This is a genomic window from Pseudomonas sp. WP18 (assembly GCF_036689585.1).
GTDB lineage: Bacteria > Pseudomonadota > Gammaproteobacteria > Pseudomonadales > Pseudomonadaceae > Aquipseudomonas > Aquipseudomonas chlororaphis_E.
Genome location: NZ_CP144758.1, coordinates 4,046,956 through 4,062,669, shown reverse-complemented (window position 1 = coordinate 4,062,669; position 15,714 = coordinate 4,046,956). Strand labels below are relative to the sequence as shown.

Sequence of the window (15,714 nt, the reverse complement as noted above, 5' to 3'; positions counted from 1 at the left end):
CATAGGCTTCTGTTTGTGGCGAGGGAGCAAGCTCCCTCGCCACGGTCGATCATTGCTTATCCAGCGCCGTCAGTATCCGATACGCAACCTTCACCCGTTCCTCGATCGGATAATTCTTGTTCGCCAGCAACACGATCCCCATGTGCCTGCCCGGCACGAACGCCGCGTAAGCGCCAAAGCCGCCGGTCGAGCCGGTCTTGTTGATCCAGGCATCGTCCGGCGCCGGGCGGGGCGGTTCGAGGGGCTGCACCTTGTTCGGCTGCATGGCGACCTCCACTGAGTTACCTGCCAGCAGTGCGTCCAGTGTCACCGGGTAGGGGTAGAACTCCCAGCCCAGGCCCTGGGTCATGCCGCCCATCGTGTAGAAACCGCTGTGGGTGGTGGCGATGGCCTGGCGCAGGTCGGCGTCCAGTTTTTCCGGCTGCAGGTTGGCCTCGACGAAACGAATCAGGTCCGCTGAGTTGGTCTTGACCCCGTAGGCCTGCGCATCCAGCGCCCCCGGCCCGACCCGCACGGGCTTGCCATCCTTCGCGTAGCCTTGGGCATAGCGCTCCAGTTGGTCTGGCGGTACCCGTACATAACTGTGCGTGAGGCCCAGCTTCGGCATCAGCGTCTGCTCCATCGCTTGCTCGAACGGCTGGCCCAGGCTGCGGGCTGCCAGGTAGCCGAACAAACCGATGCTGGGGTTCGAGTAGAGCCGTTGGGTGCCGGCCGGGTAGAGCGGTTTCCAGGTCTTGAAGTAGCCGAACATCCTCTCCGGGTGGTCCGCTTCCTGGGGGAACTGCAGCGGCAGGCCGCCGGCGCTATAGGTGGCGAGGTTGAGCAGGCTGATGCCGTCGAAGGCGCTGCCGCGCAGCTCGGGAGCAAAGCGGCTGGCGGGGTCCGACAGCGACAGCTTGCCTTGGGCCAGGGCATAGGCGCCGAGCGTCGCGGTGAAGGTCTTGCTGACCGAGCCGATTTCGAAGAGGGTCTGGTCGGTGACCGCCTGCCGGGTGTCCTTGGAGGCCACGCCATAATTGAAGAAATGACGTTGCCCGTCGAGGGTGATCGCCACCGCCATGCCGGCGATGTCCTGTTGCTTCATCAAGGGCTCGATGGCGGCGTTGACCGTCTCTTCAATGCGGTCCTGGGCGAAGCCCGTGGTTGCCCCGCAAAGCAGCAGGAAAGCGCCGGCGAGGGTTGATCTGGCCATGTGCATGTCGGACCGTCTCCTTGGGTGTCCGGTGCCTGGGGTGCACCTGAAGGGGCGTCAATCTAGGCCGTTTTCCGCGGCTCGGCAATCGGTGGCCGGACGTTGCCAGGCGTGGTTCCGAGTTGTCTGGCCTGGGCGTCGGAAAGATCCTACGAAATCGCTGCGAATCCCAGGCCAGTGGCCATGCATGGCAAACCACACAAATTCCTGGCCGCCGGGTAAACTTGCGCTCTTTCTAAAGGAGTTCACATGAGTTACTACCAGCCTGGCATTCTCGCCACCCCTGTTCCGCCTCAGGCCCGTCATCTGTTTTTTGCCCTGGAATCGGTCGAGGCACTGCCGGCTGCGATAGACAAACTCGTGTTGCTGCTGGATGAGCGCGCGGTGATCGGCTTTGGTGAGCCGCTGGTGAAGGCCCTGGGCGCCCAGATCGAAGGTTTGCGGGCCTTTCCCGCGCTGGCCGGCGTGGGCGTCGACAACCCCTCCACCCAGCATGCGCTGTGGTGCTGGCTGCATGGCGAAGACCGCGGCGAGTTGCTGCACCGCAGCCGCGCCATCGAGACGGCGCTGGCCCCGGCCTTGCGCCTGGTGCAGATGAACGAAACTTTCCGCCACATGACCGGCCATGACCTCACGGGTTACGAGGACGGCACCGAGAACCCCCACGACGAAGCGGCCGTCGCGGCCGCCCTGGCCCAAGGGGCAGACGGCCTGCGCGGGGGCAGTTTCGCGGCGATCCAGCAATGGCAGCACGACCTGGATGGCTTCGCGGCGATGTCGCCCGGTGAGCGCGACAACATCATGGGCCGGCGCCTGAGCGACAACGAAGAAATCGACGAGGCGCCGGAGTCGGCCCACGTCAAGCGCACTGCCCAGGAGAGCTTCGCGCCCGAGGCTTTCGTCGTGCGCCGCTCCATGCCCTGGATCGAAGGCGACCGCGCGGGCCTGATGTTCCTGGCGTTCGGTTTCTCCCTCGATGCCTTCGAGGCGCAATTGCGCCGCATGAGTGGCCTGGAGGACGGCATCACCGACGGCCTGTATCGCATGAGCCGGCCGATCACCGGGGGCTACTACTGGTGCCCGCCACGGCTGGACGCACGCCTGGACCTGCGCGCCCTGGCTCGCTAAGCGCAACGGTTTGTGCAAAGCGTGAGGTGAACGCTATTCTTGGGCCGGACCTCTATCCGTGGAACGGGAGAAGCAAGCGTGGATAAAGTCATCGTCATCACGGGGGGCGGCCGCGGGATCGGGGCTGCCACGGCGCTGCTGGCTGCCGAGCTGGGGTATCGGATCTGCATCAACTACCAGTCCGATGAAAGCGCTGCCCTGGAGGTGCTCGCACAGGTCCGGGCCAAAGGCGTGCAGGCGATTGCCGTGCGGGCCGACGTGAGCATCGAGGACGAAGTGATCGCGCTGTTCGACCGGGTGGATGCCGAGTTGGGCCGCGTTACCGCTCTGGTGAACAACGCCGGCACCGTCGCCCAGAAGGCTCGCCTCGATGAAATGTCCGAGTTCCGCATCCTCAAGGTCATGCGGACCAACGTGATGGGGCCGATCCTATGCGCCAAGCACGCGGTGCTGCGCATGTCGCCACGGCATGGCGGGCAGGGCGGGAGCATCGTCAACGTCTCCTCGGTGGCCGCGCGCCTCGGCTCGCCCAGCGAGTACGTCGACTACGCGGCCTCCAAGGGCGCCCTGGACACCTTCACCATTGGCCTGTCCAAGGAAGTGGCCGGCGAAGGCATTCGCGTCAACGCGGTGCGGCCAGGCTACATCTACACCGATTTCCATGCCCTCAGCGGCGACCCGGACCGGGTCAGCAAACTTGAGTCGGCGATCCCCATGGCAAGGGGCGGGCGGCCGGATGAAGTGGCCGAAGCGATCATCTGGTTGCTGTCGGACAAGGCATCGTACGCCACCGGGACGTTCGTGGACCTGGGGGGCGGGCGCTGAGCTCAGCCTGTCTGTTGCGGCGCTTTCGCGACCCTGCTCGCGTCCACATGGATCGTCTGCGATAACGATCCGTTGTGGGAGCGAGCTTGCTCGCGAAGGGCGCTACCCTGATCTCAGAACGAGCGGATAATCCGCCCCAATGTTTCCATGGCCTTTTCCGACGCCTCGGTCCACGGGCTGCCGTAGTTCAGGCGAATGCAGTTCCTGAACCGCCGGGTCGGTGAAAAGATCGGCCCCGGCGCGATGCTGATGCCTTGGGCCAGGGCCATCTGGAACAGCTTCAGCGAGTCCATCTGCTCGGGCAGTTCCAGCCACAGGAAGTAGCCGCCCGCCGGCTGGCTGACGCGGGTCTGGGCCGGGAAATAACGGGCGATGGCGGCGCGCATCGCACTTTGCTGTTCTTCCAGGGCATAACGCAACTTGCGCAGGTGACGGTCGTAGCCACCGTGTTGCAGGTAGTCGGCGATGGCCGCCTGGGCCGGCATCGAGGCGCACAGGGAGGTCATGAGCTTGAGCCGTTCGATCTTCTGCGCATAGCGCCCGGCAGCGACCCAACCGATGCGATAGCCCGGTGCCAGGCTCTTGGCGAAGGAGCCGCAATGCATCACCAGGCCCTCGGTGTCGAATGCCTTAGCCGGTTTTGGGGCCTGTTGGCCATAGTAGAGTTCGGCGTACACGTCGTCTTCGATCAGCGGCACCTGGTGGCGGCGCAGCAACTCGACCAGCGCTTGCTTGCGGGCCTCGGGCAGCGTTGCGCCCATGGGGTTCTGGAAACTGGTCATGCACCAGCAGGCCTTGATCGGGTGGCGTTCCAAGGTTTGCGCCAGCACTTCCAGGTCAAGGCCGTCGCGCGGGTGGACGGGGATTTCCACTGCCTTGAGCTTGAGTCGCTCCAATACCTGCAGGCTGGCGTAGAACGCCGGTGCTTCGATCGCCACCAGGTCGCCGGGCTCGGTCACGGCTTGCAGGCACAGGTTCAGGGCCTCCAGCGCGCCATTGGTCACCAGCAGTTCCTCCATCGGCAACATCAGCCCGCCGACCATGTAGCGCAGGGCGATTTGCCGGCGCAACTGCGGATTGCCCGGCGACATGTCCGTGACAACCACTCGCGGGTCCATGTCTCGGGTGGCACTGGACAGCGAGCGCGACAACCGATGCAGCGGAAACAACGTCGGGCTGGGGAACGCCGAGCCGAAGGGCACCGTGGTCGGGTCCTTGATCGATTCCAGCACCGAGAACACCAGTTCGCTGACGTCGACTTCGGTGGACTCGTGCACGGGGCTGCTGATCGCCGGCTCGGAAAACGGCGTCGGCGCATGGGCATTGACGAAGTAGCCCGAGCGTGGCCGGGCCCGGATCAGGCCGCGTCGCTCCAGCAGGTAATACGCCTGGAACACCGTGGACGGGCTGACGCCGTAGGTCTGGCTGGCGTAACGCACCGAGGGCACTCGCTGGCCCGGCCCCAGCATGCCGGAGCGGATCAGTTCAGCGATGTCGTCGGCGAATTTCTCGTAGCGTTTCATGGCGAGCCCATTGTGCAGCGGTTCGAGGTCAGACTGGAGCTGTGCGTCGGGCATCTTATCGCCTCACCGGTTCATCGGCGCGACAAAACGGCTCTTGGCCACGCTGTGGGTGCGCGGCTCGTCGCTGTCGGTCACTTTGAAGGTCAATTCCTGGGAGCTGCTGCTCGGACGCTCGCTGAGCATCGCCACCGACACCGGCACGTCGACGATCTCACCCGGCGCCAGGCTCAGGTGCGTCTTGCCCTGCAAGGTGAAGCCTTCGCCATCCTGCAGCGACAGGGTGTAGGCCTGGCGCTGCTGGGTCTTGTTGATGATCTTCAGGCTGTAGATGTTCTCGATCTGGCCCTGGCTGTTCTCGCGGAACAGGCCGCGGTCCTTGCTTACGTCCAGGGACACCATGGGCCGCTCCACCAGTGCCACGGCCAGTGCACCGATCATCACCAGCAGCACGGCGGTGTAGCCGATCAGGCGTGGCCGCAGCAGATGGGTCTTGCCACCTTGCAACTGATGCTCGGAGGTGTATTTGATCAGCCCGCGGGCGTAACCCATCTTGTCCATGATCGAGTCACAGGCATCGATGCAGGCTGCGCAGCCGATGCATTCCATTTGCAGGCCGTCGCGGATGTCGATGCCGGTGGGGCAGACCTGCACGCACATCTGGCAATCGATGCAGTCACCCAGGCCGATGTTGGCCGGCTTCACGTCGCGCTTGCGCGGCCCGCGGATCTCGCCACGGGCGGCGTCATAGGAAATGGTCAGGGTGTCCTTGTCGAACATCACGCTCTGAAAGCGCGCGTAGGGGCACATGTGCATGCACACCGCCTCGCGCAGCCAGCCGGCGTTGAGGTAGGTGGCAGCGGTGAAGAACAGCACCCAGAACAGGCTGACGCCGCCGATCTGCAGGGTCAGCAGCGCTTCGGCCAGCGGCCGGATCGGGGTGAAATAGCCGACGAACGTCAACCCGGTGAGCAGGCTGATGGCCAGCCACAGGGTGTGCTTGGCCGAACGGCGCAGGAGTTTGTTCAGGCCCCAGGGCGCGGCCTGCAGCTTGATCCGCTGGTTGCGTTCGCCTTCGGTGACTTTCTCGCACCACATGAAGATCCAGGTCCAGGAGCTCTGCGGGCAGGTGTAGCCGCACCACACGCGACCGGCGAACACGGTGATCGCGAACAGGCCGAAGGCGGCGATGATCAACAGCGCCGACAGCAGGATGAAATCCTGGGGCCAGAAGGTCGCGCCGAAAATATGGAATTTGCTTTCGGAAAGATCCCAGAGCACCGCCTGGCGGCCGCCCCAGTCCAGCCACACCGTGCCGAAGAACAGCAGGAACAGCACGCCCGCGCCGCTCAGGCGCAAGGTGCGGAACAAACCGGTGAAGCTGCGGGTGTGGATCAGGTTGTCGGTGGTCCTGGCCTTTATCTTCGCCGGCGCAGGTTCGAAGGTCTGTATCAACTGGACGGGGATTCTATCGCTCATGGTCGGTCGCTCATCAGCCGTTATCTGGCCGGGGCACTATGACCATCGAACTGTTTGCATAACAGACTCAGGTGAATCGATAAAAACCGGATCAGATGCCCTCGAAGCCAGGCCCTGCGACAGTTTGATGCAGGAGCGAACTGACAAACATGTACCTGCCCCGGGGATCGGGCAGACCCCCTCGGAGCAGTACGGCAGGTTGGCTAGATCACCGAACCGCTGTCGGTCGCCTTGAGGTTCTGGCGCCCGTCCACCGCGCCGGCCACCGTCAGGGCATCGGCTTCGGCCTCGGTGATGTAGACCCGGGCGCCATTGAGATCGACCGCCGACATGGCTTTTTCCTCGCAGGTGATGATGGTCAGTTCGCCAGCGGCGCGTTGTTCCTGGCCGTTGGGGGTGTCGAAGTAACAGGTCTGGTCAACGATTCGCACAGTCATGGTGGTGCTCCTTTCTTGGGGGCTTGTGCGTTAGGCGCCTGGCGGTACGCAGGGTTCGTTGCGCCGGATCAGCGGTCGGGCGCACCTCTGGCGCCGCTTGCGGTCCATCGTTTAACGAATGGAAGGAGCGTGGTCGATGGAAACCTGGTGGCAACGAATCTGGATGACCCTGCAAGCGGAATTCGCCGACATTGCCGATGTGGAACAGATGACCCGCGTCACGGTGCGCCTGCTGATGGCCGCGCTGCTTGGCGGCATCCTGGGTTTCGAGCGCGAACACAAGGGCAAGGCCGCCGGTGTGCGCACGCATATGCTGGTGGCGCTGGGCGCTGCGCTGTTTGTCCTGGTGCCGCAACTGTCCGGCTCCCAGGCCGACGCCATGAGCCGGGTCATCCAGGGGGTGGTGGCCGGCATCGGCTTTTTGGGCGCCGGTACGATCTTGAAGAACACCGAGGGCGATGTCGGCCATGTCAAGGGCCTGACCACCGCCGCGGGGCTGTGGATGACCGCGGCCATCGGCGTCGCCGCAGGCTTGGGCCGCGAAGCCACGGCCGTGGTGAGTACGATACTGGCGCTGGTGATCTTCAGTGTGATGCCGCTGATTGTCCGGGCACTGGAAAACGACGACCAACCTTAGGCTCTGTTTGAAAAGTCTTGAGGCGAAGGTCAGGCAAGGCGAAAACCGGCGAGGAACGGCCGGGGTCGCGCTCGACTTTACTGGAGTAAATGAGCATTCCGAGCCGGTTTTCAACGCAGCATGAACGAGTATCCAGGCTTTTCAGACAGAGCCTAGGAACGGATACCAACGCATCCCCGTGGGAGCGAGCTTGCTCGCGAAGGCGTCCGACCAGCCAGCGTTCACCTCAACTGACTACACCGCTATCGCGAGCAGGCTCGCTCTCGCAAGTCTCCTACTAAGCTTGAGCATCAAACCCGTTCCGGGGGCGCCTCGCTGGGTGGGTCGCCCAACGGCGGCTGGGGATCCAGCGGCGGGTCTTTCTCGGGGATGGGCTCCGGATCAGGCCCCGGTGGGGGCAGGGTGGGGTCGTCGATATTGGGGTCCGGGGTTTCGGCCGGGATCGGAATATTCATCAGGACGGGTCTCCGTAATACAGATGGCTTGAGTCGTGCTTATGGTTGTTGACCCCCTTGCGCCGGGTTTTATCCCCAGCGCATCGCGGGCCAAATCTTGCTGAACTTTTGGCCGTCGATTCGGTTCGGAGTTTAAGTGAGTTTTTTCACGGGACCCGTTGGGCCTTTACCGCCACAAGCGCGTCCATTGGGCGTAAAAGGAGCGATGCTCGATGACTGCTGAACAGCCGACCGACCTTGTGTACAACCCGCACCTGCCATTGTCCCAGGCCCTTTTGTTGCCCAGGATTGCGATTGAAAACACCATGCCGACGATCGATGGCGGACAGTTTGCCGCCAAGGTCGTGGCCGGGCGGGACGTAACGGTGACCAGCAAGGTGTTCACCGACGGACACGACAAGCTGGCGGTGCGCATCCGCTGGCGGTCGCTGCAAGCGGAACGCTGGAACAGCGAGGTCATGACTGATCTGGGCAACAACGGATGGCGCGGCCAGTTCACTGTGCCGGAGCAGGGACGCTACGTGTTTTGCATCGAGGCCTGGTTCGATCAATACGCCAGCTTCTGTTATGAGCTGGAGAAGAAGTACGGCGCCGGCGTGCCCATCGCCCTCGAACTGCAGGAAGGGCGCAATCATGTGCACCTGGCGGCCGAGCGCAGTGACGGCGAGTTGCGCGACCAGTTGAGCGCGCTGCACGATGAGCTGTCCGGCCTGTTGCCGGCGGAGCAGGTGGCGTTGTTTTTGGCGCCGCGCAGCGCCGACCTGATGGCCCAGGCCGACCACCGGCCATACCTGAGCCTCAGCCCCGAATACCACCTGGACGTCGAGCGTCCGCTGGCCGAGTTCGCCAGTTGGTACGAGCTGTTCCCGCGCTCGATCACCGATGACCCCAAGCGCCACGGCACTTTCAACGACGTGCACTCACGGCTGTCGATGATCCAGGACATGGGCTTCGACGTGCTGTACTTCCCGCCCATCCATCCCATCGGCCGCAGTTTCCGCAAGGGGCCCAATAACTCCCTCACCGCAGGCCCCGAGGACCCGGGCAGTCCTTATGCCATCGGCAGCGAGGCGGGCGGGCACGAGGCGATCCACCCGCAACTGGGGACCCGCGAGGATTTTCGTCGGTTGGTCGCGGCCGCCGCCGACCACGGCCTGGAAATCGCTCTCGACTTCGCCATCCAGTGTTCCCAGGACCACCCCTGGCTCAAGCAGCATCCGGGCTGGTTCAGCTGGCGCCCGGACGGCACGATCAAATACGCCGAGAACCCGCCGAAGAAATACCAGGACATCGTCAATGTCGACTTCTATGCGGCGGATGCGATTCCCAGCCTGTGGCTGGAGTTGCGGGACATCGTGGTCGGTTGGGTCAACGAGGGCGTGAAGATTTTCCGCGTCGACAACCCCCACACCAAGCCGTTGCCGTTCTGGCAATGGCTGATCGCCGATGTCCGGGCCCAGTACCCGGAGGTGATGTTCCTGGCCGAGGCGTTCACTACCCCGGCGATGATGGCACGCCTGGGCAAGGTCGGTTATTCCCAGAGCTACACCTATTTCACCTGGCGCAATACCAAGGCTGAGCTGGCTGCCTATTTCACCGAGCTCAATGAGTCACCGTTGCGCGAATGCTATCGGCCGAACTTTTTCGTCAATACCCCGGACATCAACCCGGCGTTTCTCCATCACTCCGGGCGCGCCGGTTTTCTCATCCGTGCCGCCCTGGCGACCATGGGCTCGGGCTTGTGGGGCATGTATTCGGGGTTCGAACTGTGCGAGTCGGCGCCGGTACCGGGCAAGGAGGAATACCTCGACTCGGAGAAATACGAGATCCGCCCCCGGGACTTCACCGCGCCGGGCAACATCATTGCCGAGATCGCCCAGCTCAACCGCATCCGCCGCCAGAACCCGGCGCTGCATACGCACCTGGGGCTGACGGTCTACAACGCGTGGAACGACAACATCCTCTATTTCGGCAAGCGCACGCCCGACGGCAGCAATTTCATCCTGGTGGCGGTGAGCCTTGACCCGCACAACCCGCAAGAAGCCAATTTCGAGTTGCCGCTGTGGGAAATGGGCCTGCCGGACGATGCCCAGACCCAGGGCGAGGATTTGATGAACGGGCATCGCTGGACCTGGTATGGCAAGTACCAGTTCATGCGCATCGACCCAGGGTACCAGCCGTTCGGGATCTGGCGCATCAGTGTGTCTTGAGGCAAACAAGCCTGTGAGCCAAGTGGGATTTAACTGTGGCGAGGGGATTTATCCCCGTTGGGTTGCGAAGCAGCCCCAAAGCAAGGCACCTCGGTGTGTCAGCCAGATTGCATTGAGCTTTTTTGGGGTCGCTTCGCAACCCAGCGGGGATAAATCCCCTCGCCACAAAGACCTCGCAAGCCCGTCCCAGCGGCTTTATTGAATTGATCAGGAGTTGCAAATGGCGAAGAAACCCCGGTCTGCCACCTTTATCAAAGACCCGCTCTGGTACAAGGATGCGGTGATCTACCAGGTCCACGTGAAGTCCTATTTCGACTCCAACAATGACGGAATCGGCGACTTTCCCGGCCTGATCGAGAAGCTCGACTACATCGCCGACCTGGGCGTCAACACCATCTGGCTGTTGCCGTTCTACCCGTCGCCACGGCGCGACGACGGCTACGACATTGCCGAGTACCGTGGCGTGAGCCCCGACTACGGCACCATGGCCGATGCAAGGCGGTTCATTGCCGAGGCTCACAAACGCAACCTGCGGGTGATCACCGAGCTGGTCATCAACCACACCTCCGACCAGCATCCTTGGTTCCAGCGCGCCCGCAAGGCCAAGCCCGGCTCCAAGGCGCGGGACTTCTACGTCTGGTCCGATGACGACCACAAGTACGACGGCACCCGGATCATCTTCCTCGACACCGAGAAGTCCAACTGGACCTGGGACCCGGTGGCCGGCCAGTACTTCTGGCACCGCTTCTATTCCCATCAGCCGGACCTCAACTTCGACAACCCGCAGGTGATCAAGGCGGTACTGTCGGTGATGCGCTATTGGCTGGACATGGGCATCGACGGCCTGCGCCTGGATGCCATTCCGTACCTGATCGAGCGTGACGGCACCAACAACGAGAACCTGCCTGAAACCCACGACGTGCTGAAGTTGATCCGCGCCGAGATCGATGCCAACTACCCCGACAGGATGCTGCTGGCCGAAGCCAACCAGTGGCCCGAAGACACTCAGTTGTATTTCGGCGATGTGGATGCCCAGGGCCTGAACGGTGACGAATGCCACATGGCGTTCCACTTCCCGCTGATGCCGCGCATGTACATGGCGCTGGCTCAGGAAGACCGGTTCCCCATCACCGACATCCTGCGCCAGACGCCGGAGATCCCGGCCAATTGCCAGTGGGCGATTTTCCTGCGCAACCACGATGAACTGACCCTGGAGATGGTCACCGACAAGGAGCGCGATTACCTGTGGAACTACTACGCGGCTGACCGGCGCGCGCGCATCAACCTGGGCATCCGCCGGCGCCTGGCGCCATTGGTGGAGCGCGACCGGCGTCGCGTGGAACTGCTCAACAGCCTGCTGCTGTCGATGCCCGGCACGCCGACCTTGTACTACGGCGATGAGATCGGCATGGGCGACAACATCTACCTGGGCGACCGCGACGGCGTGCGTACGCCGATGCAGTGGTCGATCGACCGCAACGGCGGCTTCTCCCGCGCCGACCCGGCCAGCCTGGTGCTGCCGCCGATCATGGACCCGCAGTACGGCTACCAGTCGGTCAACGTCGAGACCCAGGCCGGCGACCCTCATTCGCTGCTCAACTGGACCCGGCGGATGCTGGCGGTGCGCAAGCAGTCCAAGGCCTTCGGCCGTGGCACCCTGAAGATGCTGTCGCCGAGCAACCGCCGGATCCTGGCCTACACCCGCGAATACACCGGCCCCGATGGCAAGCACGAAATCATCCTGTGCGTGGCCAACGTGTCACGCAGTGCCCAGGCGGCCGAACTGGACCTGTCGGCCTACGCCGGCATGGTGCCGGTGGAGATGCTCGGCGGTAATGCGTTCCCGCCCATCGGCCAGCTGAATTTCCTGCTGACCCTGGCGCCGTACGGTTTTTACTGGTTCGCCCTGGCGGCGGAAAACCAGATGCCGAGCTGGCACGTCGAGCCGGCCCAGAGCCTGCCGGACTTCACCACCCTGGTACTGAAAAAACGCCTGGAAGAGTTGCTCGAAGCGCCGTCGCGCACCACGTTGGAGCAAAGCATCCTGCCGAGCTGGCTGCAGAACCGGCGCTGGTTCGCCGGCAAGGACAGCGCCATCGAGAAGGTCGACATCGTTTATGGCGTGCGTTTCGGTGACCCGCAGCATCCGGTGCTGCTCAGTGAGATCGACGTCACCAGCGGCGGCCAGACCCTGCGTTATCAACTGCCGTTCGGGCTGCTGGCCGAAGACCAGGTGGGCGCGGCGTTGCCGCAACAACTGGCATTGTCGCGGGTTCGGCGGGTCCGCCAGGTCGGGCTGATCACCGATGCCTTCAGCTTGGAAAGCTTCATCCGGGCGGTGTTGCAGAACATGCAGGCTGGTACGGTGCTGCCGTGCGCCGAAGGCGAATTGCGTTTCGAACCCACCGAAGGCCTGGCGGCTTTGAACCTGGGTGACGAACCGGAGGTGCGCTACCTGTCCGCCGAGCAATCCAACAGTTCTGTGGTGGTCGGTGGCAGCCTGGTGCTCAAGCTGATCCGCAAGGTCGCCTCGGGCGTCCACCCGGAACTGGAAATGAGCGCCTATCTGACCGCTGCGGGCTTTAGCAACATTTCGCCGTTGCTCGGTTCCGTGGTACGTCGCGACGCCGAGGGCGAAGACGCGCTGCTGATGATCGCCCAGGGTTACCTGAACAACCAGGGCGACGCGTGGGAGTGGACCCAGAACAACCTGGAGCGTGCGCTGCGCGACGAGTTAGCGGACGCCGTGTCCGAGCAGGAGCAGCATTACAACGCCTTGGGCGAGTTGAAGGACTTCGCCGGCATGCTCGGCCAGCGGCTGGGAGAAATGCACCAGGTGCTGGCCCAGCCGACCGATGACCCGGACTTCACCGCGCAGACCACCACGGCCAAGGAAGCCCAGGCCATTGGCAAGGATGTGGCTGCCCAGGTGGAACATGCCCTGCGCCTGCTCAAGCAGCACCAAGGCCAATTGAACCCCACCGACCAGGCCATGGTCGCACGCCTGCTGGAGCACAAAAAAACCGTCCTGGCCCATGTCCAGGAGCTGGCAGGCAAGGCGGTGGGTGGCTTGCGTATCCGCGTGCATGGCGACTTGCACCTGGGGCAGGTGCTGGTGATCAAGGGCGATGCCTACCTGATCGACTTCGAAGGCGAGCCGGCGCGGCCGTTGCATGAGCGTCGGGGCAAGCACAGCCCGTACAAGGACGTCAGCGGGGTGCTGCGGTCCTTCGATTATGCGGCGGCGATGGCGATCCACTTGCACACGGTCGACAGTACGGCCGACGCCGATGCGGCCCGGCAACGGGTGGCCGATCGTTACCTCAAAGAGGCTCGTCAGGCATTTGTCGAGGCATACCGGCTGGCGGCAGCTAGTCTTGCCCATGAATGGAAGGATGCTGAAGGCGAAGACGCCGCGCTGGCGTTGTTCGGCCTGGAGAAGGCGGCCTATGAAGTGGCCTATGAAGCCGAGAATCGCCCCGCCTGGCTGCCCGTGCCGTTGCACGGTCTGTACGGGTTGTTGAGTGGGCTGGAACCCTTTTCCGATTTAGCCGGACCGATTTAGTGGAGAGAATCATGAGCGTCTCGAACAAAGAACCCCAAGGGCAGCCCAAGGACGTGTTGCTGCCGTCCGCCAAGGACATCGACGCGCTGGTGCGTGCCGAACACCACGACCCGTTTTCCATCCTCGGCCCCCACGGCGACGGGGCCGGCGGGCAGTTCATCCGCGCCTACCTGCCGGGTGCGCTGAGCGTGCATGTGCTGGCCCGCGACGGTGGCCAGGAACTGGGGGAGCTGCAACTGACCGAAACCCCGGGCCTGTTCGTCGGGCATTTCGACCATGCCCAGGCGTACCTGCTGCGTACCCGCTGGGCCGGCGGCGAGCAAGTGGCCGAAGACCCCTACAGTTTTGGCGCCTTGCTCGGGGAGATGGACCTTTACCTGTTTGCCGAGGGCAACCATCGCGACCTCAGTTCCTGTCTTGGCGCGCAGTTGACCACGGTGGACGGCGTCGACGGCGTACGCTTCGCCGTGTGGGCGCCGAACGCGCGACGGGTCTCGGTGGTGGGGGATTTCAACGTCTGGGACGGCCGTCGGCACCCGATGCGCATCCGGTATCCCTCCGGCGTGTGGGAGCTGTTCATTCCCCGACTGGGCGCGGGCGAAGCCTACAAGTATGAAATCCTCGGTGCCCACGGCATCCTGCCGCTCAAGGCCGACCCGGTGGCGCTGGCCACGCGGATGCCGCCAGACACCGCCTCGAAAGTCGCCTCGCCGTTGAAGATCGACTGGCAGGACGATGACTGGATGCAACGGCGCCGCGAGCGGCAATTGCCCGGTGCACCGCTGTCGATCTACGAGTTGCACGCCGGTTCCTGGCAATGCGAGACCGACGAGGCGGGGGAAGTTGCCCGGCAATACAACTGGCACGAAATGGCCGAGCGCCTGGTGCCTTACGTCAAGGACCTGGGCTTCACCCATATCGAGCTGATGCCGATCATGGAACACCCGTTCGGCGGGTCTTGGGGCTACCAGCCGCTGTCGCAGTTTGCACCGACCGCACGCTTCGGTTCGCCGGATGATTTCGCCGCGTTCGTCAACGCCTGTCACCAGGCTGACATCGGGGTGATCCTGGACTGGGTGCCGGCGCATTTCCCCACCGACACCCACGGCTTGGCCCAGTTCGATGGCACCGCGCTGTACGAATACGGCAACCCGCTGGAGGGCTTCCACCAGGATTGGGACACCCTGATCTACAACCTCGGGCGCACCGAGGTCCACGGCTTCATGCTGGCGTCGGCGTTGCATTGGCTCAAGCATTTCCATATCGATGGCCTGCGTGTGGATGCCGTCGCCTCGATGCTCTATCGCGACTATTCGCGCAAGGCTGGCGAGTGGGTGCCCAACCGCCACGGTGGCCGCGAGAACCTGGAAGCCATCGATTTCCTGCGTCATCTCAACGACGTGGTGGCGCTGGAGGCGCCGGGCGCGCTGGTCATCGCCGAGGAGTCCACCGCGTGGCCGGGCGTCAGCCAGAGCACGCAGCAGGGCGGCCTGGGCTTTTCCTACAAGTGGAACATGGGCTGGATGCACGATTCGCTGCACTACATCCAGCAGGACCCGGTGTACCGCGCCCATCACCACAATGAACTGAGTTTCGGCCTGGTGTACGCCTGGTCGGAACGCTTCGTCCTGCCGATTTCCCATGACGAAGTGGTCCATGGCAAACGTTCGCTGATCGACAAGATGCCCGGTGATCGCTGGCAGAAGTTCGCCAACCTGCGCGCCTACTTAAGCTTCATGTGGGGGCATCCGGGCAAGAAACTGCTGTTCATGGGCTGCGAGTTCGGCCAGTGGCGCGAGTGGAACCACGATCAGCAACTGGACTGGTACCTGCTGCAATACCCTGAGCACCGCGGTGTCCAGCAACTGGTCAAGGATTTGAACCGGTTGTACCGCGAGGAGCCGGCCCTGCACGACCAGGACGATGCGCCCCAGGGTTTCCAATGGCTGATTGGCGACGACGCGATGAACAGCGTCTATGCGTGGCTGCGTTGGAGCAAGGAAGGCCGGCCGGTGCTGGTGGTCGCCAACTTCACCCCGGTGCCGCGTGAGGCCTACCGGGTGGGCGTGCCGTTCCCTGGGCGGTGGGTGGAACTGCTCAACAGCGATGCCGCGACCTACGCCGGGTCCAACTATGGCAACAGTGGCGGTGCCAGCACCGAAGAGGTGCCGAGCCATGGCCAGGCCCTGTCGCTGGAGCTCAACCTGCCGCCGTTGGCGGTGCTGATCCTGCGGCCGGAGGGTTAGGGGTTACATAAAGGCCAACT

At 63.7% G+C, this 15,714-nt stretch carries 11 protein-coding genes; 6 read left to right on the top strand and 5 right to left on the bottom strand.

Features of this window, described 5'->3' with window-relative positions; translation table 11 throughout:
* Window positions 1-49 precede the first annotated feature (49 nt).
* A complete protein-coding gene (gene ampC, locus V5F23_RS17860; RefSeq protein WP_042728722.1) occupies window positions 50-1,198 on the bottom strand; it encodes a class C beta-lactamase in 1,149 nt (382 codons plus the stop codon).
* 243 nt (window positions 1,199-1,441) lie between these two features.
* Here ampC and V5F23_RS17855 point away from each other — a divergent pair, with 243 nt between their 5' ends.
* Window positions 1,442-2,320, top strand: a complete 879-nt coding sequence (locus V5F23_RS17855) for a Dyp-type peroxidase (protein WP_042728721.1) — start codon at window positions 1,442-1,444, stop codon at window positions 2,318-2,320.
* A gap of 78 nt (window positions 2,321-2,398) precedes the next feature.
* A complete protein-coding gene (locus V5F23_RS17850) occupies window positions 2,399-3,145 on the top strand; it encodes an SDR family oxidoreductase (RefSeq protein WP_042728720.1) in 747 nt (248 codons plus the stop codon).
* Between the two features lie 113 nt (window positions 3,146-3,258).
* On the opposite strand, the gene mapR is transcribed toward V5F23_RS17850, so the two are convergent.
* The 3 genes from mapR to V5F23_RS17835 form a co-directional block, all read right to left on the bottom strand.
* Window positions 3,259-4,668, bottom strand: coding sequence for a GntR family transcriptional regulator MpaR (gene mapR / locus V5F23_RS17845; protein WP_042728744.1), 1,410 nt, complete (start codon window positions 4,666-4,668; stop codon window positions 3,259-3,261).
* A gap of 63 nt (window positions 4,669-4,731) precedes the next feature.
* Entirely contained in the window at window positions 4,732-6,144 is a 1,413-nt protein-coding gene (gene ccoG, locus V5F23_RS17840) for a cytochrome c oxidase accessory protein CcoG (RefSeq protein ID WP_042728719.1), read from the bottom strand.
* Between the two features lie 203 nt (window positions 6,145-6,347).
* Window positions 6,348-6,581: a DUF3203 family protein gene (locus V5F23_RS17835; protein ID WP_042728718.1), complete on the bottom strand. Its 234-nt coding sequence runs from the start codon at window positions 6,579-6,581 to the stop codon at window positions 6,348-6,350.
* A 136-nt stretch (window positions 6,582-6,717) separates the two neighbouring features.
* Between V5F23_RS17835 and V5F23_RS17830 the strand changes: the two genes are divergently transcribed.
* The gene (locus tag V5F23_RS17830) at window positions 6,718-7,218 is read left to right on the top strand and encodes an MgtC/SapB family protein (protein WP_047739142.1); all 501 of its coding nucleotides are present in this window, start codon (window positions 6,718-6,720) and stop codon (window positions 7,216-7,218) included.
* A 290-nt stretch (window positions 7,219-7,508) separates the two neighbouring features.
* Here the strand turns inward: V5F23_RS17830 and V5F23_RS17825 are convergent, their stop codons facing one another.
* Window positions 7,509-7,673 carry a hypothetical protein gene (locus V5F23_RS17825; protein WP_013692690.1) on the bottom strand — a complete coding sequence of 55 codons (165 nt, stop codon included), beginning with the start codon at window positions 7,671-7,673 and terminating at the stop codon, window positions 7,509-7,511.
* Window positions 7,674-7,885: 212 nt separating this feature from the next.
* Between V5F23_RS17825 and V5F23_RS17820 the strand changes: the two genes are divergently transcribed.
* The 3 genes from V5F23_RS17820 (at window position 7,886) to glgB (ending at window position 15,694) form a co-directional block, all read left to right on the top strand.
* Complete coding sequence (locus V5F23_RS17820; RefSeq protein WP_042732983.1) at window positions 7,886-9,883, top strand: alpha-1,4-glucan--maltose-1-phosphate maltosyltransferase; 1,998 nt, start codon at window positions 7,886-7,888, stop codon at window positions 9,881-9,883.
* Window positions 9,884-10,103: 220 nt separating this feature from the next.
* The gene (treS, locus tag V5F23_RS17815) at window positions 10,104-13,448 is read left to right on the top strand and encodes a maltose alpha-D-glucosyltransferase (protein WP_212802794.1); all 3,345 of its coding nucleotides are present in this window, start codon (window positions 10,104-10,106) and stop codon (window positions 13,446-13,448) included.
* 11 nt (window positions 13,449-13,459) lie between these two features.
* Window positions 13,460-15,694 (top strand): 1,4-alpha-glucan branching protein GlgB, encoded by a 2,235-nt coding sequence (glgB, locus tag V5F23_RS17810; RefSeq protein ID WP_042732774.1) that lies wholly within the window; start codon window positions 13,460-13,462, stop codon window positions 15,692-15,694.
* Window positions 15,695-15,714: the final 20 nt, after the last annotated feature.

Excerpts from the sequence above, each read along its gene's own strand:
- ampC (WP_042728722.1), bottom strand. The coding sequence starts at position 1,198 with ATGCACATGGCCAGATCAACCCTCGCCGGCGCTTTCCTGCTGCTTTGC.
- V5F23_RS17855 (WP_042728721.1), top strand. The coding sequence starts at position 1,442 with ATGAGTTACTACCAGCCTGGCATTCTCGCCACCCCTGTTCCGCCTCAG.
- mapR (WP_042728744.1), bottom strand. The coding sequence starts at position 4,668 with ATGAAACGCTACGAGAAATTCGCCGACGACATCGCTGAACTGATCCGC.
- ccoG (WP_042728719.1), bottom strand. The coding sequence starts at position 6,144 with ATGAGCGATAGAATCCCCGTCCAGTTGATACAGACCTTCGAACCTGCG.
- V5F23_RS17835 (WP_042728718.1), bottom strand. The coding sequence starts at position 6,581 with ATGACTGTGCGAATCGTTGACCAGACCTGTTACTTCGACACCCCCAAC.
- V5F23_RS17830 (WP_047739142.1), top strand. The coding sequence starts at position 6,718 with ATGGAAACCTGGTGGCAACGAATCTGGATGACCCTGCAAGCGGAATTC.
- V5F23_RS17825 (WP_013692690.1), bottom strand. The coding sequence starts at position 7,673 with ATGAATATTCCGATCCCGGCCGAAACCCCGGACCCCAATATCGACGAC.
- V5F23_RS17820 (WP_042732983.1), top strand. The coding sequence starts at position 7,886 with ATGACTGCTGAACAGCCGACCGACCTTGTGTACAACCCGCACCTGCCA.
- treS (WP_212802794.1), top strand. The coding sequence starts at position 10,104 with ATGGCGAAGAAACCCCGGTCTGCCACCTTTATCAAAGACCCGCTCTGG.
- glgB (WP_042732774.1), top strand. The coding sequence starts at position 13,460 with ATGAGCGTCTCGAACAAAGAACCCCAAGGGCAGCCCAAGGACGTGTTG.